Raw genomic sequence first — 25,311 nt, 5'->3', positions numbered from 1 at the left:
ACATGATCAGGAACATCGTGGCAGTTCTGCTGGTCGCGGGCACCGTGGCCACCGGAGGCTGGGCGGCCGCACCCGGACAGGCCAAGGCTCTCCATCTGCGCACCATCGAGAAGTATCCCGCACCCAGGCTGGAAAACGTGAACGGGCGGGAGGTGAAGTTCCTCCTCGACCCCGCCAAGCTCAAGGGCTCCCCTGCCGAAGTCTTCGCGACGGTCTGGAACCGGGTCAAGGCCGCAGGCGCCAAGCACGGCTTCAAGGTCACCGAGAAGGGCGACAATCCCCTCAAGATCGAGAACGCCTACAAGGAGTACTTCGACACGCCCGGCCAGGACCTCTGGAAGAAGGGCTACCTGGTGCGCATCACCCAGAAGTTCAAGAAGGGCGTCGCGGAATTCCAGGTGGGTCTCACCATCAAGGCCGTCAATCCCGATGCCAACCTCGCCCTGGCGACGCCCCTGAAGGTCGTGGGCGTGGACAAGGTGAAGGTCGAGGCCGAGGAGAACGCCGGCCCCGGCGCCGGCGGAATGCTGGACGGCTACGTCGAGAAGGGCGCCTCCTTCAGCGTCACCCTGGACAGCCTGGGCAAGCTCACCCTTGGCGATTTCGCCAAGTACATGCCCGAACTGGCCACCCTCGGCATCCCGGCGGACACGAAACTCGTGGGCAACCGGGCCTACTCCGTGCGCGTGAAGCCGGGCTCGGTGGAACTGGCCGGCACCGACGACTGCGGCTTCTCCTTCGAGGGGTGGTCCACGAAGCCCGGCGAGGCCCCCTACCTCTACGACGTCTCCCTCGGCTACGGCGACATCGACTACTACGACAGCCCCGCGCTCCACGAGGCCAGCGAGCAGTTCTACCAGAAGGTCATCCTCGGCGAGCTGGGCGACCTGGCCATGCCCCAGGCCGAGAAATGGGGCGGTTCCAAGGTGCGCAAGCTCATGAACAGGCCCCTCACCCACTGAAGTCCATTCCCACCCCTTTCCGGAGATCCATGACGATGCGAAACCTCTCCCGCAGTTTCACGCTGGGCGCCCTCGCGGCCTGCCTCGCCCTTCCCGGCTTCGCCCAGGCCGGGCCCGACAAGCTCGACGCGCTGTACGGCTACCTGTCCCAGCCCGCCTACATCAAGCACTACGAGGCCGACAAGAACGGCAAGGTGCTCATAAACCCCTACCTCCAGGTGGCCACCAAGGACTACCCCGCCATCCTGGACGCCAAGAACGCCCCGTACAACTGGGTGATCGACGCCGAAGGCCGCGTGGGCATCATCCAGGAAGCCGCCCATCCCCTGGGCCGCACCTACGCCAAGGGCTTCTTCCGCCCCGAGGACCAGTCCAAGCGCAAGCCCGGCACCACCGAGAACTACGGCCACGTCTCCGCCATCGCGGGCGGCCCCAGCCGCATCAGCGGCGAGATCAACTACGACAAGGCCACCAAGAGCTTCACCATCAACAACAAGTCCGGCCGCTACTCCAAGCACAACCCGGACCGCACCCCGGAGCAGATGGCCAACGCGGCCCGGCTGATCCAGGAAGTCGTGGACCCCGGCAAGACCCCCTGGGGCCCCACCTACTACCTGCTCGAATACGCCCCCGAAACCGTCCGCGAGGAGCTCATGAAGAGCCCCAAGCTGGCCTATGACGACCCCGCCAAGAAGAGCCGCCCCCACATCATCCTGGCCGTCGCCGCGGCGTCCGCCCCCGAGGCCGAGAAGCCCAAGACCAAGGCCAAGAAGGCCAAGGCCGCCCACAACGACGATCCGTCATAAGTCTCGCGCCCCATTGGCCCATCGAATAGGAGCTTGGAACACATGAAGACCCTTTTCTCCCCCCGCATCCTCCTCCCCGGGATCCTGCTCTGCCTGGCGGCCTCGGCCACGCCCCTGCCGGCGCTGCAGCCCGCCGACGTCACGGCCCAGGCCCACGTCCTCAAGGGCCGGAAGAACTTCCTCACCGGCTACGACCCCATCAACGTCGACGGCACCATCAACTGCATCGTCGAGATCCCCGCCGGCACCACGGCCAAGTTCGAGACCGACATCAAGACCGGCCTCATCGCCATCGAACAGAAGAACGGGGCCCCCCGGTACGTGCAGTACCTGGGCTACCCCTGCAACTACGGGGCGGTGCCCCGCTCCCTCCTCCTCAAGAGCAAGGGCGGCGACGGGGATCCCATCGACGTGCTGATCCTGGGCCAGTCGGTCCCCACCGGCTCCGTGGTCAAGGCCCGCACCCTGGGCATCCTGGTCCTCACCGACACCGGCGAAGTGGACAACAAGCTGGTGGTGGCCATGGAGGGCTCGCCCTTCTGGAGCTGCAAGAGCATCGCCGACCTGGACGCCAAGTTCCCCGGCGTGACCACCATCCTCCAGACCTGGTTCACGTCCTACAAGGGCAGGGACAAGGAAGGCAAGCTGATGATGGCCTCCACGGGCTTCAAGGAGCGGGCCGAGGCGATCCGCTTCCTGGGCGACGCGATCCTGGACTACGAGAACTCCGTGACCACGGACGCCGACCGGCGCCCCCTGGACAAGGACGGCAATCCCAGCCTGTACCGCTGGCCCGGCGCGAAGAACCTGGGCGAATGACACGACCGGGGGGGGCGCCGCCCCCCCCTTTTTCTCGAACATCAAGGAGGCACAAACCATGCGCATCGTATTGCTGGGTGCGCCCGGCGCCGGCAAGGGCACCGTGGCCAAGCAGCTCACGGCCTACGACGGCTCCGTGCAGATATCGACCGGAGATCTCCTCAGGGCGGCCGTGAAGGCCGGAACCCCCCTCGGCCTTCAGGCCCAGGGCTTCATGCAGCGGGGCGACCTCGTCCCCGACCGCCTCATCATGGGCATGGTCGAGCAGCGCTTCCAGGAACGGCCCGGAGAGGGCTTCATCATGGACGGCTTCCCCCGCACCATCCCCCAGGCCGTGTCGCTGGGCCTGCTCCTCAAGGGCCTGGACCTGCCCCTGCACATGGTGGTGAACCTGGTGGTCCCCGAGGAGGTGATCCTGGATCGCCTCTGCACCCGCCGCACCTGCTCGAACCCGGACTGCAACGCGATCTACAACCTGAAATCGAACCCGCCCGCCCCGGACGGCACCTGCCGCGCGTGCGGATGCAAGGTCATCCAGCGCGAGGACGAGACCCCCGAGGCCATCACCCACCGCCTGGAGGTCTACCGGCAGCAGACCAACCCCCTCGTGGGCCATTACGACCGCACCGGCCTGCTGGTCACGGTGCGGGAGCTGGACACGGCCGCCATCGTGAAGACCATCGTCGGCGCCCTGACCGCGCAGGTGGGCTGAGCCGCCCCGTGCGCATTCCCGCAGGGGTTCTGCGCGGATTTCCGCACGGACGTCCCGGACGGATCCCCCCTCCTCAATACTCAATGCCTGTAAATATTTGGCTTAGCATCAATTTCAAACTTGGCACGCATCTTCCAATTCAGGTCCATTCCCTCTGGGAAACCCTCGTCTTCAACAAAGCCGGCGCGCCCGCGCCCCCCCCATGACCTACCGCTGGAGGTTCACATGAAGTTCTTCGTCACGCCCTTGGCCCTCGCCATCCTGGCGGGCCCCCTCGCCGCCCAGGCTCCCACCGACGCCGACAAGCGCATCGCCGATCTCGAGAAGAAGGTCGAGAAGCTCACCAAACTCGAGGCCAAGAAGTCCGACGAGTCCAAGGATGGCGGCTTCTACGTCAAGTTCGGCGGCCGCTTCCACCTGGACTCGGTCTTCTTCGACGGCAACAAGAACCGCCTGGCCAACGGCACCCAGCTGCGCCGCGGCCGCATCAGCTTCAAGGCCGGCTTCGGCAAGGACTGGGTCGCCGAAGGCGACTACGATTTCGCCGAAGGCGGATCCTCCGTCAAGGACATGTGGATCGGCTACCAGGGCTTCAAGGACACCCTGATCCAGGTGGGCCAGTTCAAGGCGCCCTTCGGCTTCGACACCCTCTCCTCCTCCAACGCCATCTGGTTCACCGAGCGCTCCTACAGCGACATCTGGACCCCCGACCGGCACGTGGGCGTCGCGGTCGCCAAGTGGGGCGAGCGCTGGCAGGCCAAGGCCAACTTCTTCGGCCAGGCCATCGACGACACCAACACCGCCGACACCAACGGCTCCGACCACGGCTGGGGCTATGCCGGCCGGGTCAGCGTGGCCCCCATCCTCGTCAACGAGTCCAAGGCCATCCACTTCGGGGTGGCCATGAACACCCGCACCCCCATCGCCGACTACAGCACCACCACCCTGGTGCCCGTGGCGGGCGAGGCCTATGCCATCGACTTCTCCGGCAGGCCCGAGGCCGGCAAGATCAGCAAGGCCAAGTTCCTGAACGCCAAGATCGCCAACGTCAAGAACTACACCCAGACCGGCGCCGAGTTCGCGGGCGTGTGGAACGCCTTCTCCTGGCAGAGCGAGTACCAGCAGACCAAGGTCAAGCGCCGGGACGCCTTCGGCACCACCGCCGCCGCCCTCGCCGCCAGCGTCGTCGACCACACCTTCTCCACCTACTACGGCCAGGTGTCCTACATCTTCGGCGGCCGGCGCTCCTACAGCGCCCAGGACGGCCTGTTCGGCAAGGTCACCCCCAGCAGCAAGATGGGTGCCCTCGAAGTGGTGGCCCGCTACAGCAAGATGAACCAGGACGACCTCACCGCCATCGACGCCGTCAAGGGCGGCCAGGCCAAGAACATGTCCCTGGGCCTGACCTGGTACACCAACAAGAACATCCGCTGGATGGCCGACTACACCAAGGTCGACAACAACGAGAACGCCAAGCCCAAGGGCGTCTACGGCGGCATCGTCAACGACGACTTCTCCATCACGACCATCCGGCTCCAGGTCAATTTCTAGACCACCGCGCCCTTCCGGATAGGGCCCGCACCCAGGGCCCTTCCGGAAGGACTGTCCGCCGTGAAACACTCCAACCCGCAATTTGAATCAGGAGGCCCCGTGGCCAAGGAAATCGAACGCAAGTACCAGGTGAAGCTCGACGCGTGGGTCCCCCAGGGCGAAGGCATCCACTTCAAGCAGGGCTACCTCAATTCGCAGAAGGAGCGGGTGGTGCGCGTGCGCATCGAAGGCACCCGCGCCAAGCTCACCATCAAGGGCATCACCACCGGCGTGACCCGCTCGGAATTCGAGTATTCCATCCCGGTCGAGGACGCCGCCCTGCTGCTGGACAACCTCTGCGAGCAGCCCCTGATCGACAAGCACCGCCACAAGGAGGTGCACTTCGGCAAGACCTGGGAGATCGACGTCTTCCACGGCCTCAACGAGGGCCTGGTGGTGGCCGAGATCGAGCTGGCCTCCGAGGACGAGGCCATCACCCTCCCCGCCTGGGTGGGCCCCGAAGTCTCCAGCGACCCCCGCTATTTCAACTCCAACCTGCTTAAGAACCCTTACAATACCTGGAACAAGGCGTAATCAACCGCGGGCCGCCCCCAGGGGGGCGGCTCGCCTTTTCAGGCAGAGCGATGGCAGCTGAAGCACCCGCGGCGACTCCCGCCCACTCCCTCCAGGCCCTCCTGGACATGGAGAAGATGGTCCTCTCCTCCAAGACGAGAGAGGCCCAGAGCCCCACCGAGAAATGGATGCGCTACCTGGGATTCCCGGGGGGCATCCTGCTCTTCCTCCTCGTGTACTACCTCCCCGCGGGCGCCGGCCTGAGCGGCGCGGCCCAGACGGGCACGGCCTGCTTCGCGCTGGCCCTGGTGTGGTGGGTGACCGAGCCCTTTCCCACCTACGTCACGTCCCTGATCCTCATGTTCCTGCTCCTGGTCACGCGCACCTCCCCGGCCAAGCCGATCATGGACGTGCTGGGCATGGAAGTGATCTGGCTCAACCTGCTGGCCTTCATCCTCAGCTCCATGCTGGTGAAGACCCGCCTGGCCAAGCGCATGGCGCTGTGGCTCATCGTCAAGTTCGGCCGGAAGGCCTCCTGGGCCCTGCTGGCCTTCGTCATCCTGCAGCTGGCCCTGTCCCCCCTGATCCCGGCCACGGCGGCGCGCTGCGTCATGACCCTGCCCCTGATCATCGTGGTGGGCACCATCTACGGCTCCACCGAGCAGACCCCCAACAACTTCGGCAAGAACCTGCTCCTGCTCAACCTGGCGGGCATCTCGGTGCTCACCTCCGTCACCATGACCGGCTCCTCGGCCAACCTGGTGGCGGTGGCCTTCATCCAGAGCATGACCGGCCACCGGGTCTACTACATGGACTGGATGATCGCCGGGGCTCCCATCGCCATCCTCACCATGCTTATCATGTGGTTCGTGGGGCAGAGGTTCATCTTCCCCATCGCGGCCGGGGACCAGACCCCCAAGGTCGAGGGCGGCCTGGCCCTGGTGGAGGAGCAGCACCGCTCCATGGGCGCGTTCAGCTTCCAGGAGAAGAAGGCCATGGTCATCTTCGGCGTGGTGCTCTTCCTCTGGATGACCGACATCTTCCACATGCGCTGGTTCGGCGTGGAGATCAGCGCGCCCTTCGCGGCCCTGATCGGCGCGGTGCTCGTGCTCTTCCCCCGCTACGGGGTGCTCCAGTGGAGCGAGGCGGACATCCCCTGGCACCTCCTCATCTTCTCCGCGGGCGCCTATGCCGGCGGCCTCGCCCTGGAGGACACCGGGGCGGCGGAATGGGGCGTCAGGACGCTGTTCGGAGGCATGAACCTGAAGTCCATCCCCTTCGGCGCGGCCTTCACCCTCATCACCGGCGTGATGATGTACAGCCACCTGCTCACCACCTCCAAGACGGTGCGCACCATCATCCTCATCCCGATCATCATCACGATGTCCAAGGCCCTGGGCTGGGATCCCGTGTCCATGGCCCTGCCCGCCGCGCTCTGCATCGACTGGGTGGTGGGCCTGCCCATCAGCGGCAAGCCCAACGTGATCCTCTTCTCCACGAACCAGTACACCGTGATGGACAACTTCAAGTTCGGCATGATCACGTGCACGGTGGGCATGGTGCTGCTGGTCATCTCGGCGGCCACCTGGTTCCACTGGCTCGGCATCACGCCTTCCTTCTGGGCGATGCCTAAATGAGCCGGCTCCTGCTTCCCCTCCTCCTCCTGGGCGCCGCCCTTTCAGCGGCCGAGATCCAGTCCTACGCCACCCGGGTGGAACTCTCCCCGGACGGCGCGGGCCGGGCCACCACCACGCTGGTGATCGCCGGCGCGGCGAACGAGACCGTTGAGATCCCCGTGGGCCTCAAGGCCTCCGGGTTCCTCCTCGCGAGCGGCCCGAAGGCACTCGGCCTGGAATCCCGCGGTGCGCTCGTGAAGGTCGTCCTGCCGCCGGAACCTGGCGTCTGGACCTGCTCCTTCACCTACACGGCCACCGGCCTGTTCTCGCCCGAAGCCGTCGCCGAGGGCGAAAAGGCCAAGATGCCCGGCTCCAGCCGGGTCGTGCGCGCCGCCTTCGTCAATACCTACGATGATCCCATCGCCGCCTTCAGCCTCGAGGTGGTCCTGCCCGCCGGCTACCGGTTCCAGGCCATCAAGGAGGCCCTGCCCAAGCCCACCAAGAAGGAAGCGGAACCCCGCGTCCGCCTGGGAAGGGCCGACGGCCGCCAGACGGCGCTCCTGCGGGCCGCCGCCCTCAAGCAGGGCGATTCCACCTCCATGGTCCTGGAGGCGGTGCCTTCCAGCCGGTCCCTCCTGTGGCTCGTCGCGGGTCTGGGGATCGCCCTTCTCTATCTCTACATGTTCAGGGACACGGTCCAGTCCAGGCACTGAGGCCGGCCCTGCCGCCCTTACTTCAAGAGGTCCCATTGCTGCCACCCCAGATCATCCCCTTCCTCCTCACCCTTGCCATGAGCACCCTGATCGGCATCGGCCTGCGGGAGTACTACGAAGGGGAGGGCAAGTACGACACCTTCGGCACCGTCCGCACCTTCATCTTCATCGGCATGCTGGGCTTCGTGGTCTACCGCATCCCGGCCCTGGGACCCTTCGCCTTCCTCATGGGGATGGCGGTCCTGGGTGCCTTCCTGGTGGTCTACTACCGGAACAAGGTCACCCAGCACGGCAGCCCCGGCCTCATCGGGGTGCTCATCGCCATGCTCACCTACAGCATCGGCCCGGTGGCCATCCATGAGCCGCACTGGTTCCTGGCGGCCCTGGGCGTGACGATCCTCCTGGTGCTCCACTCCAAGGGGCGCATCCGCAAGTTCACGGACCGCCTGGAGACGGGCGAGGTGGTCACGGCGTGCAAGTTCCTGGCCATCACCGGGGTCATCCTGCCGCTCATCCCAGCCACGATCCCCGTGGAAGGCTGGGCCGCCAGGGTCTTCACCATCCTGCCGGTCACGCCCAGGCAGATCTGGATGGCCGTGGTGGTCACCACCGCCATCTCCTATGCCGGCTACGTCCTCCAGACCTACCTCTACCCCAAGAAGGGCATGCTGCTCACCGGGATCATCGGTGGGCTCTACTCCAGCACCATGACCACGCTCGTGCTCTCCAAGCGGACCCGGAACCTGCCCGGGGAGGCCCGGGAGACCGCCGCGGCCATCCTCCTCTCCACCCCCACCATGTATCTCCGGATCCTCATCCTGGTGGCGGCCTTCATGCCCGCGGGCGCCCTGCGCCTGACGGTGCCCTTCCTGGCGCTCTCGATCCTTGTGGCCGCCTACGCCTGGTGGGTCCGGGGCGGGCCCGCGCCCGAGGACATCCCGGAGGCCGAGGTCGAGCTCAAGGAACGCAACCCGCTGGAGATCAACGCCGCCCTCCTCTTCGCCCTCATGTTCGTGGTCGTCACCGTGGTCACGAAGTTCGTCCTCATCTACTTCAAGGACCTGGGGCTGCGCATGCTCAGCTTCCTGGTGGGCGCCTCGGACATCGTGCCCTTCATCGTCTCCATCCTCCAGGGCAACCTGGGCATCTCCCAGCCGCAGGTCCTCCAGGCGATCCTGGTGGCCACGGCCAGCAACAACCTCATGAAGGCCGTCTACGCCTACCTCTTCGGCAACCGCCGCGCCGCCACCCTGGTGGCCGCGGGCATGGGCGGCGCCGCCGTCCTCTCCTTCCTCTACGTCGCCGTGGCGTTCTAGCCTCCGGCCCTCCCTTCCGACCTTTCCCAAAGGAGCCACACCATGGCCGATCCCTTCGCCAAGAACACCGCCACCTCCACCGAGGACGCCGCCAAGATCATCCCCCGCGCCGAGTTCCGCGTCTTCGGGCACGGGGTCATCGACCTGGTCAAGGGCAACATCTGGAACGGCAAGACCGTCCTGTTCCAGGCCCGCAAGATGCCCGCGGAGACCTACTTCCTCTCCACCCTCACCAACGAGGCCAACGTCAAGGTGCGCGACGGGCTCCTGGACATCAAGACCAAGGTCGGCGAGACCCCCGAGGGCTACGAGATCTTCCAGCCCCGCGGCAAGTTCCAGTTCCCCGTCAAGCGCGAGGACCTGGCCACCATCCTCTCCCACCTGAAGGTCGACACCGCCCTCGAACAGGAGACCTACACCCTGGACGAGTTCGTCGCCTTCGCCCGCAGGCACCCCGCCCTTTGCCCCGTGAGCGTCGAGAAGATGCGCTACGGCTTCACCATCGAGGGGATCATCTGCGAGTACGCCCAGGTCTGGTTCAACGGCGCCCTGGTGGAATCCGCCTGCGCCGAGAGCGAGAACTACGAGGGCATGAAGAAGGTCGTCGAGGGCATGGGCATCGCCGCCATGGCCAACACCAACTACCTGAAGGCCGCCAAGAAGGTCGTCGGGATGGAGTAGGCTCCGCGGGGCGCGGGGGGGAGACCCTCCGCGCCCCGTCACGTACCGCCGCAAGGAGTCGCCCATGATCCCCCCCCTCGTAGCCTCGTTCCTGCTCACCCTCGCCGCCAGCTTCCTCATCGGGATCGGGCTGCGGGACTACTACGAGGGCGAGAACAAGTTCGACACCTTCGGCACCGTGCGCACCTTCGTGTTCTTCGGCATGCTGGGCTTCCTCCTCTACCAGATGCCCACCGTCGGCCCCTACGTCTTCATCATGGGCCTGGCCGCCATCGTTCCGTTCCTCCTGGTCTACTACAACAACAAGGTCCGCCAGAAGAAGAGCCCCGGCCTGATCGGGGTGCTCATCGCCCTGCTCACCTACACCCTGGGTCCCATCACGCTCCTCCAGCCCCACTGGTACGTGGTGCTGATCGCCGTGTCCATCCTGTTCGTGCTTCACTCCAAGGGCCGGATCCGGAAGTTCACGGACCGCCTGGAGACCGGAGAAGTGGTCACGGCCTGCAAGTTCCTGGCCATCGCCGGCGTCGTGCTGCCGCTGATCCCCGCCGTGGTGCCCCCCACGGGCTACCTGGGCCGGCTCTTCGCGGTGCTGCCGCTCACGCCCCGGCAGGTGTGGATGGCCGTGGTGGTCACCACCACCATCTCCTACCTGGGCTACGTGCTGCAGACCTACCTCTATCCCCGCAGGGGGCTGCTCCTCACGGGCCTGCTGGGCGGCGTGTATTCCAGCACCGTGGCCGTCCTGGTGCTCGCCAAGCGCTCCAGGCAGCACCCGGGCCGGGACCATCAGGCCGCCGCGGCGATCCTCGTGGCGGTGGCGATGATGTACCTGCGGGTCCTGGTCCTGGTGGCCATCTTCCGCACACGGGACGCCATCCGCGTGGCCCCGGCCCTGTTGATCCTGGCCCTGCTGTCGGCCGGGTACGGCCTCTGGCTCAACCGGGACGTGCGCCCGGAGGCCCCGCCCAAGGCCGCCGAGGACGGCACGGAGGCCGCCCCCGCCGTGGAATCCGGCGAGGAGGCTCTCCACCGGAATCCCCTGGAGATCAATTCCGCGCTCTTTTTCGCCTTCATGTTCGTGACGGTCTCCTTCGCCACCAAGTACGCCCTGATCCTTTTCAAGGAGATGGGCCTTCGCGCCATGTCCTTCATCGTGGGCTGCTCGGACATCACGCCCTTCGTGGTCACCGTCCTGCAGGGCAACCTGGGCATCGGCAGCGGGCAGATCCTCCAGGCCATCATCATCGCCACCGCCAGCAACAACCTGTTGAAGGTCTTCTACACGTATCTCTTCGGCACCCGGCGCACCGCCAACCTCGCGGCCTCGGGCATGGCGGGGCTCATCGTCCTCTCCCTTGCCTATGCGCTCCTAGGTCTTTGATCCGGAGGCACCATGGCATTCCTGCGATCCCTCAACCTCCGCGGCCAGTTCCTGTTCCTGCTGGGCACCCAGCTGGCGCTCCTGGCCCTGGTGGCCGTGCTGGGCGCCGCCAGCCTCGAGCGGCTGCGCACGGACCAGGTGGCCCTGGGATCCGGGCTCCCCAAGAGTTCCGTGGCCGCGCGGGTCCTCCACGACTCAGACGTGCTCAGGGTGATCCACGTCTCCCTGGTCGGCGCGGCCCGGAACGCGGACTATCTGGAGAACCGGGTCAAGCGCCTCAAGGAGGTGGAGGCCGATCTCGCCAGGTCCCTGGCCGAGATGGACGCCCTCCCATGGACGGGCCAGGACCGGGAGGACGCCGCCAGGATCACCGCCGGCATGCGGAAGTACATGGAGTCGTTTCCCCCGGTGCTGGAAAGGGCCCGCAAGGCCACCCTCGACGAGCTCCCCACCCTCATCGAGGCCAACACCACCTACCGGAGGGAGGGCTACAACCTCCTCCTCAAGCTCATCGCTCGCCTCCAGACCGACGGCGAGGACCTGGTGCGCAGGGACCTCGCGGGGAGCCGGACCGGTCAGTACCTGATCCTGGCCGGCCTCACCGCCGCCCTCGCCCTGGGCCTCACCTTCACCCGGGTGCTCGGGAACGCCGTTCGCAGGCAGGCCGCGGGCCTGCTCACCGCCATGGAGGCCCTGAGGACCGGGAACCTCGCCACCCGCTGCCCGGAGCCCGGAGGGGGCGAACTGGGGGATACCGGCCGCGCGCTGAACGCCGTCATCGACGACCTCGGGGAGCACATCCGCACGATCTCCGAAGTGAGCCACCGCGTGGCCTCCTCCGCCATGGAGCTGAGCGCCACCGTTTCCGAGGTCAAGGGCGCCACGGACGAGATCGGCGTCTCGTCCAACGAACAGAGGTCGATCATGGAGGCGGGCACCGGCCTGGTCCAGGACATGCGGGCCCTCACCGGCGCCGTCCAGACCGGCACCGCCCGGCTCCAGAACCTGGCCTCGGCCTCGGAGACCGCCGCCGACACGGCCCGAGGCAGCGCCGCGGATTCGGACCGCGCCATGGGGGGCATCCTCGAAAGTTCCCGCAACGTGGGCCGGATCACCACGGTCATCGCCGACATCGCCCGCCAGACCAACCTCCTGAGCCTCAACGCCGCCATCGAGGCCGCCAAGGCCGGCGCCCAGGGCAAGGGCTTCGCCGTCGTCGCCGAGGAGGTGCGCAAGCTCGCCGAGCGCAGCGCCGTGGCCGCCAAGGAGATCACCGCCCTGGTGGCCGAGAGCTCCCAGCGCGTGGACGAGGGCATCCAGGCCGTGGGCCAGGTCAACGAGGGCCTCGGCCGCATCCAGGGCCACATCCAGGAGAACGGCGGCCAGGTGCGGGACATCGCCGCCGCCATGGACCGCCAGGCCACCTCCTCCGAGCGCCTCCTGGACCACCTGGGCTCCATCGGCGCCCTCACCGAGCGCCACGGCTCCGCCACGACGCAGCTGGTGGCCACCATGGGCGAGACCGCGAAGACCGTGGAGGAGCTGGCGGCGCTGGCCTCGGAGCTGCGGCGGCTGACGGAACGGTTCCAGCTGGCGTGATCCTCGTTTGACCGGGTGGGCCGGGCCTTCGGATGATTGCCTCTACCCACCACGCATTGAACCTAGGCTGTGAATTCCATTGAAAAAAATCATCGCCGAGGACGCCGGGGAGCCGAGGTACGCCGAGAGGAAGGTCCATTTCCCTCGGCGAACCTCGGCACCCCGGCGTCCTCGGCGATGGGCATTTTCTTGCCCGACCACAGGTTCTTGCCATTGCGTGATGGGTCGGCGCATTCATCCGAAGGGCCGGCCCACCCACTCACACTAGACCTACGGTTCCTTTGCCGGCACCGCCCGCCACGCCATCACCTTGTTTGCCGCCGCCCGCCCCGCCTTCTCCACCAGGGCCGCCTCCTCCGCCTCGCGAACCGCGGTCACGCTCCCGAAGGCCTGCAGCAGCTTCTTCGCGGTGGCGGCGCCCACGCCGGGGATGGTGGTCAGTTCCGTCTGGATCGTGCGCTTGGCGCGCAGGGCGCGGTGGTAGGTGATGGCGAAGCGGTGGGCCTCGTCGCGGATGCGCTGGAGGAGCTGGAGGACGGGGCTGGTCCTGGGGATGCGCAGGGGCTCGGAGCTGCCGGGGCGGTACACCAGCTCCTCCTTCTTGGCCAGGGAGGCGCGCTCCAGCTGGTCCAGGCCCAGGGCCGAAAGGGCGCTCTCGGCGGCGTGGAGCTGGCCCAGGCCGCCGTCGATGAGGACGAGGTCGGGGAGGTCCTTTCCTTCGGCCTTCAGGCGCTGGTAGCGGCGGCCCACCACCTCGGCCATGTTGGCGAAGTCGTCGTTCTGCTCATTGCTGACCTTGAAGCGGCGGTAGTTCTTGCGGTCGGGCACGCCGTCGGTGAAGACGACGCAGGACGCCACCACTTCGCGGCCCTGCCCGTGGCTGATGTCGAAGCACTCCATGCGCCTGGGCAGGTGGGCCAGGCCCAGGAAGGCCTGCAGGCCCTCCAGCACGGCCTGGTTGAGCCGCGCGGGCTCGAACTTGCGCTCCAGGGCCAGGCGGGCGTTTTCCTGGGCCATGGTCAGGAGGTCCACCTTCTCGCCCCGCTGGGGGACGGCCAGGTGCGGCTTGGCGCCGCGCATGGTGCCCAGCCATTCGCGCAGCAGCTCGGCGTCCTCGGGCTCCACTTCCACCAGGATCCGCGCGGGCACCGGCTCCTCGGTGTAGATGCGCTTGAGCACCTCGGCCAGGACCTGGCCGTCGAAGGCCTCCACGTCCTCCAGCACGTACTCCCGGCGGCCCACCATGCGCCCCTCCCGCATCTCCAGGCGGTGCACGCAGGCCCTGCCGTCCAGCACGGCGCTGCCGAAGTAGTCGGTGTCCTCCTGGTCCACGGTGGCCGCCTTCTGGCGGTTGAACCAGGCGTCCACCTGGTTCAGCGTGTCCCGGTAGTTCGCGGCCTGCTCGAAGGCGCTGTGCTCCGCAGCCCGCCACATGGCCGCCTCCAGGCGGCCCTTGAGCTCGTCCCGCTTGCCCTCCAGGAACAGGCGCGCCTCCTTGGCCTGCTCGCGGTAGGCCTCCTGGGTCACGGCGGCGATGCAGGGGGCGGTGCAGCGGTGCAGCTGGTACTTCATGCAGGCCCGGCCCCGCTTGCCGTCGATGTCGATGTCGCAGTCCCGGATCTGGAAGAAGCGGTAGGCCAGCTCCGCGGTGCGGTAGGCGGTGGACGCCGGGAAGAAGGGGCCGAAGTAGAGCGAGCCGTCCTTCTTCACCTTCCGCGTGACGAACACCTGGGGGAAGGGGTCCTTCCAGGTGAGCTTCACGTAGGGGTAGCTCTTGTCGTCCCGGAGCATGATGTTGTAGGGCGGGCGGTGCTCCCGGATGAGGTTGTTCTCCAGGACCAGGGCCTCCAGCTCCGTCTCGCAGACGATGAACTCCAGGTCCCAGATGCGGCTCACCAGGCGCCGGGTCTTGGCGTCCAGGTGCTTGGCCTGGAAGTAGCTCTTCACGCGGTTGCGGAGGACCTTGGCCTTGCCCACGTAGAGGAGGTTGGCCTCCTTGTCCCGGTAGAGGTAGACGCCGGGGCGCGTGGGCAGGTCCGCCAGCTTGCGCTGGAGAAAGGGGCTGCGGTCGGCGTTCGAGCGGGTGCTGGCCATGGGGAATTCTAGCGGGAACCCCGGCGCCGCGCGGAGCACAGCTCCCCCATGGACGCTTCCCGGGGCCGCGCCGCCCAGCGGTACGGGCGCTGGTGCGAACGCGGCACCCTCTGGCTCCTGTGGCTTCGGGGCTGGGACCCCGTGGCCCGGAACCTGAAGGCCGGCAGGTTCGAGATGGACCTCCTGGTGGCCCGGGCCGACGAATTGCGCCTGGTGGAAGTGAAGGCCCGCGCCCCGGGGGCCTGGGTGGGGGGGGACGCGGCCCTCACCTTCGCCCAGCGCCTCCGCCTCCAGAAGGCCCTCCGGGGCTTCCTGGAGCAGGTGCCCTGGCCCTTCCGGGTGACGTTCCAGCGGGTGAGCTGGTCGGGGTGGCGGTGGCGCTTCCACCCGCCGGAGCGGTGGCGATAAGAAACCTTCATAATCATCCCCGCACCTGAGGATGCACGCGACATTCCGTCATGTGCTTGAAAAACATAGGATTTGAACAAATGACAGGCCGTTCGTTCCTCACGTACCGCAACCTGGGGTTCATCTCCCTGGTCCTGGGCGCCCTCAGCCACGCCCAGGCCCAGGACTCCACCTTCGCCGCCCTGATCAACCAGACCGACCGGAACTTCCACGTCGAACTTGCCGGGTTCGGGCACTTCCAGCATGATCCCTCCACCCAGCAACCGGTCAAGGCCATCCGGAGGGACAGCGCCGAAATGATCGGCCGCAAGGCCAGGACCCCGGCTCCGGTCCTGTACCTGGGCGCAGGGGTTCCAAACGTCAAGAGCACGGTCCTGGGCCCCGGCGAGGCCATCGAATTCACGGGCCGGGCCGGGTTCGACACCATGCAGACGGTGGGCCTGGCCGTCACGGAGGCGTCCGCGGGATCCACCGCGGGGCCGGGAGCCGTGGGGACGTTCGTCTACTGGACCTGGGAAACCGAGGTCCTGCCGCACGGCATGGTGGCCTCCGGCGGCGCCAGGGGAACCAACCCCGGGGGACCGGCGACCTTCTCCTTCGTGAACTACAGCGACGGCCGGATGGTCGGCATCGTATCGGGGCCCCCCAAGCCGGCGGGGCACGGGGTCGGGGTGCCCGAAACCAAGGACCTCCTGCCCGAACCCCAGGGCCTCCTGCCCGAGCCCCAGGGCCACGCGGAACGCAACCTCCCCTTGGGGATGGTGATGGTCCTCCATGGGAAGAACGGGGACCCCGGTTCCTCCACCTCCTCGACCTCGACCTCGACTTCGACCACGACCTCCTCTTCCTCCTCCAGTTCCACCTCCTCGACATCCCAGCCCAACCCTGGCGCCCCCCCGGGCGGGTTTTGAGGATCCCGGGTCCGATTCCGGTACAATCTCGGGATGCTGGTACTCGGACTCGAATCCTCCTGTGACGACTGCTCCGCGGCCGTGGTGCGAGAAACGCCGGAGGGCCCCGTCCTCCTGGCCATGACCCGCAAGAGCCAGGACGAGCTCCACGGCCCCTACGGGGGCGTGGTGCCCGAACTGGCGGCGCGGGAGCACCTCCTGCAGCTGCGGGGGGTGATCGCGGGGTGCCTGGACAAGGCGGGTCTGCCGCTTTCGGCCATGGACCGTATCGCGGTGACCCAGGGGCCGGGTCTCGTGGGGTCCCTGCTCACCACCTTCTCGGCCAGCAAGGCCATGGCCTGGCGGGAGGGCATCCCCTGGGTGGGGGTGCACCACCTCCTGGGCCACCTGAACGCGGCGCGCTTCGCCGTGCCGGACCTGCCCTTCCCCGCCCTGGCGCTCCTGGTGTCCGGCGGGCACACCCACCTCTACCTCGCCCGGGACTGGTCCCACCTGGAGCTCCTCCAGAAGACCCGCGACGACGCGGCGGGGGAGGCCTTCGACAAGACCGCGCGCATGCTGAACCTGGGCTACCCGGGCGGGCCCATCGTGGACACCTGCGCGAAGACCGCCGACCGCGCCGCGGCCCCCTTCACTCCGCCCAAGTTCCGGGACGGCAAGGCCGGCTGGAGCTTCTCCGGCCTCAAGACCGCCGTGAAGATCCGCATCCACGGCGAAGCGGGCCTGGACGCCGCGGGCGTGGACGACCCCCGGGTGCGGGCCCTGTGCCGCACCCTCCAGGAGACCGTGGCGGCCTGGCTCCTGAAGCCCATCCCCGCCTTCCGGGACGAGACCGGGGCCCGCGCCCTCATCGTCTCCGGAGGCGTGGCCTGCAATTCGGAACTCCGGTCCCAGGCCAAGGTCCTGGCGGAAAGGCTGGGCCTGGTGCTGGCCATTCCGGAACCGAGGTTCTGCACGGACAACGGCGCCATGATCGCCGCGGCCGGCGCGATCCTGGAGCCCGCGGCGGACCCCTGGCCCTTCAACGCCGACCCCAACCTGCCGCTGGGGGCCTAGCCATGGAGGTCACCCGCGAGGACGTGCTCCGCTGCGCCGCCCTGACCCGCCTCAGCCTCCGGGAGGAGGAGATCGAGCCGCTGCGCAGGGACATGGCCCAGTTGCTGAGCCACGCCCAGAGCCTGGACGCCCTGGACCTGGACGGGGTGGAGCCCGCCAGCCTGGACCGGCCCCTGCCCCGCCGGGAGGACGTCCCCAGGGAGGGCTTCACCCAGGCCGAGGCGCTGGCCAACGCGCCGGAGTCCTACCGCGGGCTGTTCGTGGTGCCGCGGGTCCTCTGACGGTCACCAGGCGTCGAGGAGGGCCTTGAACTCCGAGAGGCTGAAAGGCTTGCGCAGGCTGCGCACCCCGGGGCGGCCCTCGGCGAGCCGGGCCACGTCCTGGTCGCTGTAGCCGCTGGCCATGACCACCCGCTGGCCGGGGCGCAGCGCCAGGATCCTGGGCAGGGTCTCGGCGCCGGTGAGGCCGGGCATGTTCATGTCCAGGATCACCAGGTCCACCTCCAGGCCCTGTTCCAGCAGGGTCAGCGCCTCCTGGCCGCCGGGGGCCAGGCGCACCTGGTGCCCGAGCACTTCCAGCATGGGTCCCACGGCCTCCCGGATCAGCTCGTCGTCGTCCACCAGGAGGATGGACAGGGGCCGGCCCCCCTTCGGCGCGGCGGCGGCCTGGACCGATTCCGGAAGCGCCTCCAGGATCCTGGAGGCCGGGAACCGGAGCGTGGCCACCGTCCCCAGCCCGGGGCCGCTCCTCAGCTCCAGGGCGCCTCCATGGGCCTTCATGGTGCCGAAGACCATGCTGAGCCCCAGGCCGGTGCCCTTGCCCAGGGGCTTGGTGGTGAAGAAGGGCTCCATGGCTTTCTGAAGGACCTCGGGGGCCATGCCCTCGCCGGTGTCCTCCACGGCGAGGCTCACGCCGCCGCCCGGCTCCCGCCGCGTGCGCAGGGTGAGCGTCCCGCCGCGCTCCATGGCGTCCACGGCGTTGACGCAGAGGTTCATGACGGCGTGGCTGAGGGCGCCGGCGTCCCCCATCACGGCCGGCAGGCCCTCCTCCAGGGCCATGACCGGCTTGACCCGCTTGAGCGTCGTGTGGGCCAGCAGCTGGGTGAGATCGGCCACCAGGGCGTTGAGGTCCAGGGGGCGCTCCTCCTCCAGGCCCTTGCGGGCGAAATAGAGGAGGCTCTTGATGACCCCCCGCCCCCGCAGGCAGGCGGTGACGATGGTGGTCAGGGCGCGGGCCAGGGCCGGGGGCAGCCCGCCGTCCTCGCGGTGGGCCGAGGCCAGGCTGAGGATGGCCCCCAGCACGTTGTTGAGGTCGTGGGCGACGCCGCCGGCAAGGCTCCCCAGGCTTTCCATCTTCTGGCTCTGCTGCAGCTGGGCCTCAAGGCGCTTCTGTTCCTCCGCGGCCAGGCGCTGCTGGGTGATCTCCACGCCGAAGGAGATGGTTCCCGTGATGCGTCCGCCCCTGCGCACCTCGCTGTTCTGCCAGCTGATGACCTTCTCCGTGCCGTCCTTGGCGAGGATGGTGTTCTCGAAGTGCCGGGGTACGCCCCCCCCGGCCAGGAGGTCCCTGAAGACGTCCCACACCTCGGGATACCGCTCCCTGGGCACGAGAACCTCGAACCAGTTGCGGCCCAGCAGCTCCTCCCGGGTGTACCCGGTGATGGCGGTGGCGGCCTCGTTGAGCACCACGACGCGGCCCGTCTCGTCCAGGCACACGACGATGGCGCTGGCGGTCTGGATGAGGTTCTCCGCGAATTCCTCCGCGGTGCGCAGCTGCTCCTCGGCCCGTGCGCGGCGGGCCTCCTCGTCCAGCTTGTCCAGGGCGAAGGCCAGGTCCAGGGCCGTCTCCTCGAGCAGTTCCACCTCCCCGGCCCCGAAGAAGCCCCGGTCCGTGGCCACGACGCCCAGGATGTGGGTGACCACGCCGGCCTGGGCGATGGGGAAGGCCGCGGCGGAGTCCGCCTCGTCCTCCAGGATGCTGGGCCGGCCCTCCCGGACCACCTCGGCCAGGGCGTCCCGCCCTCCTTCCCGCCTGAACCGGCCCAGGCCGGTCTCCCTTCCGCTCCGGCCCGCCACCGTCACTTCGCCCGTGGCGCGGTCCACGACGCCGATCCAGGCGGTGCCCATGCGGCCGAATTCCACCAGGACCGAGCACACGCGCTGGAACAGCCCGGCCCGGTCCCGGGTCCACACCACGGCCTGGCCCACCTGGCCCAGGGCGGCGTACAGCTGGGTGAGGTGGCGGATCTCCCGGGCCTGGGCGTGGCGCTCGGAGATGTCCCGGAGGAAGGAGAGCACGTAGGTTCCGCCGCCCTGGGAGACGACGCGGCTGCTGATCTCCACGGGAAACACCGTGCCGTCCTTGCGCCGGTGCCAGGTCTCCCAGACGCCGGAGCCTTCGGCCTTCAGCCACTCCCACTTGGACTGGAAACCCGCCGCGGCCTCCGGGGCCCTCAGGTCCGCGGCGTTCCGGCCCAGCAGCTCCTCCGCCGTGCAGCCGTAGCTGGCCTGGGCGCGCTCGTTGGCCTCCAGGATCCGCCCATCCGGGTCCAGCAGCAGGATGAGGTCGTTGGCCTCGCGCATCAGGACCTTGGATCGCTCGGCCAGGGCCTTGCGCTCCCGCTCCATGGCCAGCTGCTCCCGGATGCGGATGCCCCCCTGGCGCCGCACCAGGAAGCCCGTGGCCATGGCCAGCAGCAGGACGCTGCCCAGCGTCCCCATGGCCGTGCCCCAGAACCGGGGCCGCAGCTGCTCGACGAGGTCGGCCTCCCGGATCCGCACGGCCAGGGACCAGGGCGCCCGGCGCAGGGGCCTGACCGCGCCGAAGGCCCGGTTGCGCAGGCTCCCGGCGCCGACCGGGAAGTCCTGCCTGCTTCCCCTGGAGGCCGCCTCCAGGAACACGCCCAGCGCGTCGGCGGGAACCGAACCCAGGAGCCCCCTGCCGGGTTCCACCAGGAACGCCTCGCCCCGGGGCCCCATGACCGGCCACTGCGCCAGGAACGGCCCGAAGAATTGCCCGGCGCCCATGGCCAGGTTCACGGCCCCGGCCGGGGTGCCGCCGGCGTCCAGCACCGGGATCCAGAGGCCGAAGCGCCACTCGCCGCCGCCTTCGTCCTGGTGCAGGTCCTCCAGGCACACTTCGCCGGTGTCCAGGGCCTTCTGCAGCGTGCCGGGCGCCGGCCGGAACGGACCGTCCCCGGTCACCACGCGCCCCGCGGGATCGCACAGCGCCACGCAGCGGTAGCCGCACTGCGCGCGCAGGGTGGCCATCCAGGTCCGGATGGCGCCGTCCCCGGGCCCGGGGCCCCGCTGGAGCCTCTGGGCCAGGCTCTCCTGGAGGATGCCGCCCTTCCGGATCACCTCCGCGTCCGCGAGGCGCTCCTCCATCCAGCGGTCCAGGGCCGCGGCCTTCAGGTCCGCCGCCGCCGCCAGCTGGTCCTTGGCGGAGCGCCGGTGGGCCGTCACCTGCCCCCGCATCCACAGGGCCCCCCCCGCCCCGCCCAGGCTGGCCAGGACCATGAAGCTCAGCACGGGCAGGCGCTTCAGCCAGAGGCTGGTGGAGGCGGCCAGTTCCACCCGGTCCAGGTGGAAGAGGGTCATGGGGAAGGTGTCGTTCCCGGCCAGGGCCAGGAGGGCGTGGCCGAGGAAGAAGAGCGTGAGCGCCGCGGGCAGGGAGGTGGCCGAAGCCTCCGTCTCGAACAGCAGCGGCATCCCCGCGGCATAGCCGAACAGGAGCAGGGACCCCGCCACCAGGGGCACCAGGGCCGCCAGGGCCGCTGCCTGCCGGTGCCTCCAGCGCGCGGACCGGTGGCCTGCGGCCGCCGCCAGCGAGAAGCACGCGGCAAGGTACCCGATCCGGGCCAGGAGGGTGTTGCCGGGCGCGCGAAGGACGAGGACGCCGTAGAGGAGCGGCGCCCCCACCGCCAGGCCCGCCGCGATCATGAGCCCGCGCAGGATCAGCCGGCGGCGCCCGCTGCCGGCAAGGAACACGCCGCCGCCAAGGAGCGCCGCGAGCCACCCGGCGGCGGGGGCCATCGGACGCAGGTCCCGGCCGAAGCCGGCCAGGGCGGGAAGCCCGGCATAGTGCCCCGCCAGGGACGCCAGCGCGGTGAGGAGGCAGAGGGAGGCCCAGAACCCGACCTTGTACCTTGAAAGGATTCCGAACACCGCAACTCCATTAAATCCACATAATACATTTTACAGGCAGAGCTGCGGGGTTGTTGAGATTTCGTACAAACCGGGGACGAGCGCCTTCGCAGACGCCTGCCCGTACGAACCCTTGCTATGGGTTCAGAAGTCGCTCCCGCCGGAGTCCCCGCCGCCCGAATCGCCCCAGTCGCCGCCGGAATCCGAGGAGCCGCCCGAGTCGCCCCAGTCGCCCCCCGAGGAGGAGGAACCCCCCGAATCGCCCCAGTCGCCGCCCGAGGAGGAGCCGCCGTCCCCGCTCCAGCCGTCCCGGTCGCGGTCGTGGTGGCCGCCGCCCATCATGCTGCCGATCATCATCCCGGTGAGCAGGCCGCCCATGCCGCCGCCGCCCTGGTTGGGGTAGTAGCCCGGCTGGCCCGGCGCCAGGCCCTGGGGCGCGTCCAGGCCCAGCCGCTGGCGGGCGCCGGGGGGCAGCTCCTCGTCCTTGAGCTCCTGCACGCCGGCGGTGCCTCCGCAGTAGCCGCAGGTCCAGGTCACCTTGCGCAGGCCGTCGTACTGCTGCTTCATCTTGTCGCCCGCGGCGCCGCAGGTGGGGCACTTGGGGTAGGGATTGGCGAAGGTGAAGCCCTCCACGGGCCCGGAGCCCATGGGGCGGTGCGCCGCGCCCAGCTGCTCCTGGCGGTCGCGCCGGCCGCGCATCACGAGCCACACGACGATGCCGATGACCAGGAGCATGACGAAACAGCCCATCCCCCCCCCGCCGGACGATTCGTCCCTCCTGCGAAGGAAGGCGGCCTGTTCCGTGAGCATGAGCGTCTGCATGGCGTACCTCTCGCCCTACAGCTTAACTCCACTGGCATACTGTCCGGGAGATGATCAGCGCCTCCTCCCTCCCGCCGGGCCCCTGGATGGTCCTCGGCCTCATGTCCGGCACCAGCGCGGACGGCGTGGACGCGGTGGTGGCGCGGGTGGACCCGGCCGGATTCAAGGACGGCAGCCCCTTCCTCGACCTCGTGGGGCACCTGCACGAGCCCTACCCGCCCGCCCTGCGGGAGACCGTCATGGCCGCCGCCAACGACAATCTCAGGCCGGGCGCGCTCTGCATCCTCCAGCGGGACCTGGGCGACCATCACGCGCGCGCGGCCTTCCAGCTGTCCCGGTCCCTGGGCGTGAAGCCCCACCTGGCCTCGCTCCACGGCCAGACGGTGCAGCACCACCCGGTGCGCGGGGCGACCCTCCAGCTGGCGGATCCCTACGTGCTGGCGGAGAAGCTCCAGTGTCCGGTCGTCTGGGACCTGCGCCGGCGGGACATGGCCCTGGGCGGCCAGGGAGCGCCCCTGGTGCCCCTCACCGAGCTCTGGCTCCACGGGCGCAGGGAACCCTGGATCGCGCTCAACCTGGGCGGCATCGCCAACGCCACGGTGTGGGACGGCGCGAAGGTGCGGGCCTGGGACCTGGGGCCCGCCATGACGCTCCTGGACCTGGCGGCCACGCTCTGGCTCGGGAAGCCCTACGACCCCGCCGGGGCCTCGGCCTCGGGCTTCGTGGAGGACTCGCTCCTGGAAGCCTGGCTGGCCCATCCCCACTTCCGCATCCCCCCGCCCAAGTCCACGGGGCGCGAGGTCTTCGGCGCGGCCTGGCTGGACTCGGAGCGGCGCTCCCTGGAGCACCTCCCCCTCCCTTCCCGCATGGGCACCCTGGCGGCCTTCACCGCCGAGGCCTGCGCCCGGGAGTTGCGGGCCTGGGCGCCCCCCATGCCCGCGGGCACCCCGATCCTGCTGTCCGGGGGCGGCGCCCTCCACGGCCGCGTGCGCCGGGAACTCGCCGGACGGCTTCCGGGCTTCCGCATCCAGGACGACCTGCAGTTCCCCTCCGGCGCCAGGGAGGCGGTGAGCTGGGCCCTGCTGGGCGCCGCCAGCGCCGCGGGCGTCCCGGGGAACCTCGCCGAGGTCACGGGGGCCTCCCGGCCCGCGATCCTGGGCAGCTGGGTGCCCGGGTGAAGACGGGGAGCTGGCTGGACCACCTCCCCCCATGGATGGCCTGGGGGGCCGTCGCCAGCACCGGCGCCTACAGCCCCGCGGAGATCACCGCCATGGCCGTGCCCCTGGCGGGAGCGGCCCTCGTGGAATGGCGCGGCGGCTCCCTGTACCGCTTCCGGCGCCTGCTGGAGATCGCGGCCCTGGCCGTGTTCCTCGTCCACGTGGCGGCGCGCACCGGGGTGCTGCCCACCGTCGTGAACACCCTCTTCGCCCTCTGCGGCGTACGGCTGTGCCTGCCCCGGGAGGATGCGCAGCGGCGCCAGCTCCTGCTCATGGGCTTCCTCGTGTTCCTCACCACCGCCGTCTCCACCTCCGAGCTGGATTTCCTGGTGTGGGCCCTGGTGTGGGTCTCGGGCAGCGCGCTGTTCCTCATGCAGCTCAACTGGGAGAAGTCCGCCCTCCTGCGCCACGGACCCGTCCACCCGGCGCCCTTCCGAAAGGCTCCTGCCTGGCTGGCGGCGGTCGTCGTCATGGCGGCCGGGTTCTTCGTGGTGCTGCCGCGGCTGCGCATGGGCGTGCGGGGCCTGCCCCTGGGCGTCCATGGGCTCGCGGGGGGACGCGCCGGGCTCAGCGACGTCCTGGACCTCGCGGGCGGGGGGCCCATCCAGGGCGGGGGCGAGGTGGCCCTGCGAATCGTCCCCGGTCCGGGGCAGCCCGGCTTCGAACGGGCCTTCGCGCTCCTGCGGGCCGTGGTCCTGGAGGAGCTGGACGGGCAGCGGTGGGAGGTCTCCGAGGCCACGCCCCGCAATCCCTCGGCCCTGTGGAACGAGGCCGGGCATGGCGGGGCGGCCCTCTCCGCCGAGGCGTTCATCAGCCCCAGCCCGCTGCCCGTCATCCCCCTCCCCTACGGCCGCACCATCCTGTTCCCGCCCGAAGGGGAGCGCCTCCGGGCCGGGCCGGGCGCCTCGGTGCGGTGGTGGTTCCCCATGCGCCGCATCCTGCCCCTCAAGCTCTCGGTCGTGCCCCAGGAAGGCGAGCCGGAGCGGCTCCCCGGCGGGGCCCGGCGCGACTTCCTCACCCGCGCGGGCGGGGACACCGGGAGCGCCCTGCGGTGGAGCCTGGCCACGGCCCCGGGAGACCTCCCCCCGCGCGAGCTGGCGGCGCGGCTCTCCAGCGCCCTGCGCACCTTCCGCTACACCCTGGACAACCCCTCGGGCGGGGCCGCCAACCCCCTGGCGGACTTCCTGGAGCGCACCCGGGCCGGGCACTGCGAGTACTTCGCCTCCGCGCTGGCCGTGATGCTCCGCCGCCGCGGGGTCCCGGCGCGGGTGGTCAACGGCTACCGGCTGGGGACCTGGATCGGGGGGGGCGGCTACTACCTCGTGACCCGGAACGAGGCCCACAGCTGGGTGGAGTACTACGATCCGGACCTGCGGGCCTGGAGGACCGAGGATCCCACCCCGGCCGCGCCGCCTTCGGCCCTGGGCTCGGGTTCGTTCATGTCGGCCATGGCGCGCCTGGCGGACTCCGCGCGTTTCGCCTGGGACCGCAACGTGGTGCGGTTCTCGGACGAGGATCAGGTGGCCGGCCTCGAATGGCTCCAGGCCAAGGTGGGCGGCATGGCACCGGACAGGCTGCGGGAACCCCTGCGCGCCGGGCTCGCCTTCACCGCCGCGGTGGCCGCCCTGGCGGCCCTGGCCTGGGCGGCGCGGGCCCTGCTGCCCCGGGCCCCGGGCGGACCCGGAAGCCCCGGCCGGCTCCCCCAGCTTGGGCCCCTGCTGCGCGCGGCGGGCCGGGAACGGCTCCCGGCCCCGGGCGAGACGGCCCGGGTCTGGCTCTCGCGCCTGGGAGCGCAGCGCCCCGATCGCTCGGCCCACCTGGAGGCCCTGGCGCGGGAGGCCGACGCCGTGGCCTACGGCGGCGGAGAGGCCGGCGCCCTGGCCCGCCTCGCCAGGGAGGAGGCCAAGGCCTGGAGACGGAAGGCGCGGGCATGATAAAATTTTTTCA

General features: G+C 69.6%; 21 protein-coding genes. 18 read left to right on the top strand and 3 right to left on the bottom strand.

The window, feature by feature from the left end; translation table 11 throughout:
• Window positions 1-2: 2 nt before the first annotated feature.
• From ACZ5MC_RS07435 to ACZ5MC_RS07380, 12 genes are all read left to right on the top strand, one after another.
• On the top strand, window positions 3-962 hold the full coding sequence (locus tag ACZ5MC_RS07435; RefSeq protein ID WP_306599682.1) for a hypothetical protein: 960 nt from the start codon (window positions 3-5) through the stop codon (window positions 960-962).
• A 29-nt stretch (window positions 963-991) separates the two neighbouring features.
• Complete coding sequence (locus ACZ5MC_RS07430) at window positions 992-1,768, top strand: hypothetical protein (protein WP_306599681.1); 777 nt, start codon at window positions 992-994, stop codon at window positions 1,766-1,768.
• A 42-nt stretch (window positions 1,769-1,810) separates the two neighbouring features.
• The gene (locus ACZ5MC_RS07425; RefSeq protein WP_464517413.1) at window positions 1,811-2,587 is read left to right on the top strand and encodes an inorganic diphosphatase; all 777 of its coding nucleotides are present in this window, start codon (window positions 1,811-1,813) and stop codon (window positions 2,585-2,587) included.
• Between the two features lie 58 nt (window positions 2,588-2,645).
• Window positions 2,646-3,299, top strand: a complete 654-nt coding sequence (locus ACZ5MC_RS07420; protein WP_464517412.1) for an adenylate kinase — start codon at window positions 2,646-2,648, stop codon at window positions 3,297-3,299.
• Window positions 3,300-3,524: 225 nt separating this feature from the next.
• Window positions 3,525-4,850: an OprO/OprP family phosphate-selective porin gene (locus ACZ5MC_RS07415; RefSeq protein WP_464517411.1), complete on the top strand. Its 1,326-nt coding sequence runs from the start codon at window positions 3,525-3,527 to the stop codon at window positions 4,848-4,850.
• Window positions 4,851-4,949: 99 nt separating this feature from the next.
• Window positions 4,950-5,423: a CYTH domain-containing protein gene (locus ACZ5MC_RS07410; RefSeq protein WP_306599677.1), complete on the top strand. Its 474-nt coding sequence runs from the start codon at window positions 4,950-4,952 to the stop codon at window positions 5,421-5,423.
• Between the two features lie 50 nt (window positions 5,424-5,473).
• Complete coding sequence (locus tag ACZ5MC_RS07405; RefSeq protein WP_306599676.1) at window positions 5,474-7,039, top strand: SLC13 family permease; 1,566 nt, start codon at window positions 5,474-5,476, stop codon at window positions 7,037-7,039.
• A complete protein-coding gene (locus ACZ5MC_RS07400; RefSeq protein ID WP_464517410.1) occupies window positions 7,036-7,731 on the top strand; it encodes a hypothetical protein in 696 nt (231 codons plus the stop codon). The genes ACZ5MC_RS07405 and ACZ5MC_RS07400 overlap by 4 nt, the downstream gene beginning before the upstream one ends.
• Before the next feature lie 35 nt (window positions 7,732-7,766).
• A complete protein-coding gene (locus ACZ5MC_RS07395; RefSeq protein WP_464517409.1) occupies window positions 7,767-9,047 on the top strand; it encodes an MgtC/SapB family protein in 1,281 nt (426 codons plus the stop codon).
• A gap of 42 nt (window positions 9,048-9,089) precedes the next feature.
• Window positions 9,090-9,728 (top strand): hypothetical protein, encoded by a 639-nt coding sequence (locus ACZ5MC_RS07390; RefSeq protein ID WP_464517408.1) that lies wholly within the window; start codon window positions 9,090-9,092, stop codon window positions 9,726-9,728.
• A gap of 64 nt (window positions 9,729-9,792) precedes the next feature.
• Window positions 9,793-11,112, top strand: a complete 1,320-nt coding sequence (locus ACZ5MC_RS07385) for an MgtC/SapB family protein (RefSeq protein WP_306599672.1) — start codon at window positions 9,793-9,795, stop codon at window positions 11,110-11,112.
• Window positions 11,113-11,124: 12 nt separating this feature from the next.
• Entirely contained in the window at window positions 11,125-12,711 is a 1,587-nt protein-coding gene (locus tag ACZ5MC_RS07380; protein ID WP_306599671.1) for a methyl-accepting chemotaxis protein, read from the top strand.
• Window positions 12,712-12,981: 270 nt separating this feature from the next.
• Here ACZ5MC_RS07380 and uvrC read toward each other — a convergent pair whose 3' ends face one another.
• Window positions 12,982-14,805: an excinuclease ABC subunit UvrC gene (gene uvrC / locus ACZ5MC_RS07375; protein ID WP_306599670.1), complete on the bottom strand. Its 1,824-nt coding sequence runs from the start codon at window positions 14,803-14,805 to the stop codon at window positions 12,982-12,984.
• Window positions 14,806-14,853: 48 nt separating this feature from the next.
• Between uvrC and ACZ5MC_RS07370 the strand changes: the two genes are divergently transcribed.
• The 4 genes from ACZ5MC_RS07370 to gatC all read left to right on the top strand — a co-directional run bounded on the left by ACZ5MC_RS07370 (window position 14,854) and on the right by gatC (window position 17,461).
• The gene (locus ACZ5MC_RS07370; RefSeq protein WP_306599669.1) at window positions 14,854-15,213 is read left to right on the top strand and encodes a YraN family protein; all 360 of its coding nucleotides are present in this window, start codon (window positions 14,854-14,856) and stop codon (window positions 15,211-15,213) included.
• A gap of 80 nt (window positions 15,214-15,293) precedes the next feature.
• Window positions 15,294-16,124, top strand: coding sequence for a hypothetical protein (locus tag ACZ5MC_RS07365; RefSeq protein ID WP_464517407.1), 831 nt, complete (start codon window positions 15,294-15,296; stop codon window positions 16,122-16,124).
• A 33-nt stretch (window positions 16,125-16,157) separates the two neighbouring features.
• Window positions 16,158-17,180 (top strand): tRNA (adenosine(37)-N6)-threonylcarbamoyltransferase complex transferase subunit TsaD, encoded by a 1,023-nt coding sequence (gene tsaD, locus ACZ5MC_RS07360; protein ID WP_306599667.1) that lies wholly within the window; start codon window positions 16,158-16,160, stop codon window positions 17,178-17,180.
• Between the two features lie 2 nt (window positions 17,181-17,182).
• Complete coding sequence (gatC, locus tag ACZ5MC_RS07355; RefSeq protein WP_306599666.1) at window positions 17,183-17,461, top strand: Asp-tRNA(Asn)/Glu-tRNA(Gln) amidotransferase subunit GatC; 279 nt, start codon at window positions 17,183-17,185, stop codon at window positions 17,459-17,461.
• A gap of 3 nt (window positions 17,462-17,464) precedes the next feature.
• On the opposite strand, the gene ACZ5MC_RS07350 is transcribed toward gatC, so the two are convergent.
• Together ACZ5MC_RS07350 and ACZ5MC_RS07345 are read right to left on the bottom strand one after the other, a co-directional pair.
• Window positions 17,465-21,346 (bottom strand): PAS domain S-box protein, encoded by a 3,882-nt coding sequence (locus ACZ5MC_RS07350; RefSeq protein WP_464517406.1) that lies wholly within the window; start codon window positions 21,344-21,346, stop codon window positions 17,465-17,467.
• Between the two features lie 123 nt (window positions 21,347-21,469).
• Window positions 21,470-22,147 carry a hypothetical protein gene (locus ACZ5MC_RS07345; RefSeq protein WP_464517405.1) on the bottom strand — a complete coding sequence of 226 codons (678 nt, stop codon included), beginning with the start codon at window positions 22,145-22,147 and terminating at the stop codon, window positions 21,470-21,472.
• Between the two features lie 50 nt (window positions 22,148-22,197).
• On the opposite strand from ACZ5MC_RS07345, the gene ACZ5MC_RS07340 reads away from it, so the two are divergent.
• The gene (locus ACZ5MC_RS07340; RefSeq protein ID WP_306599663.1) at window positions 22,198-23,325 is read left to right on the top strand and encodes an anhydro-N-acetylmuramic acid kinase; all 1,128 of its coding nucleotides are present in this window, start codon (window positions 22,198-22,200) and stop codon (window positions 23,323-23,325) included.
• Window positions 23,322-25,298, top strand: coding sequence for a transglutaminase TgpA family protein (locus ACZ5MC_RS07335; RefSeq protein WP_306599662.1), 1,977 nt, complete (start codon window positions 23,322-23,324; stop codon window positions 25,296-25,298). The genes ACZ5MC_RS07340 and ACZ5MC_RS07335 overlap by 4 nt, the downstream gene beginning before the upstream one ends.
• Window positions 25,299-25,311: the final 13 nt, after the last annotated feature.

The sequence above is a fragment of the Mesoterricola sp. JemC181 genome, from assembly GCF_055384585.1.
Note: the sequence above shows the minus strand (reverse complement) of the source record. Positions and strands in the feature narration are given on the sequence as shown.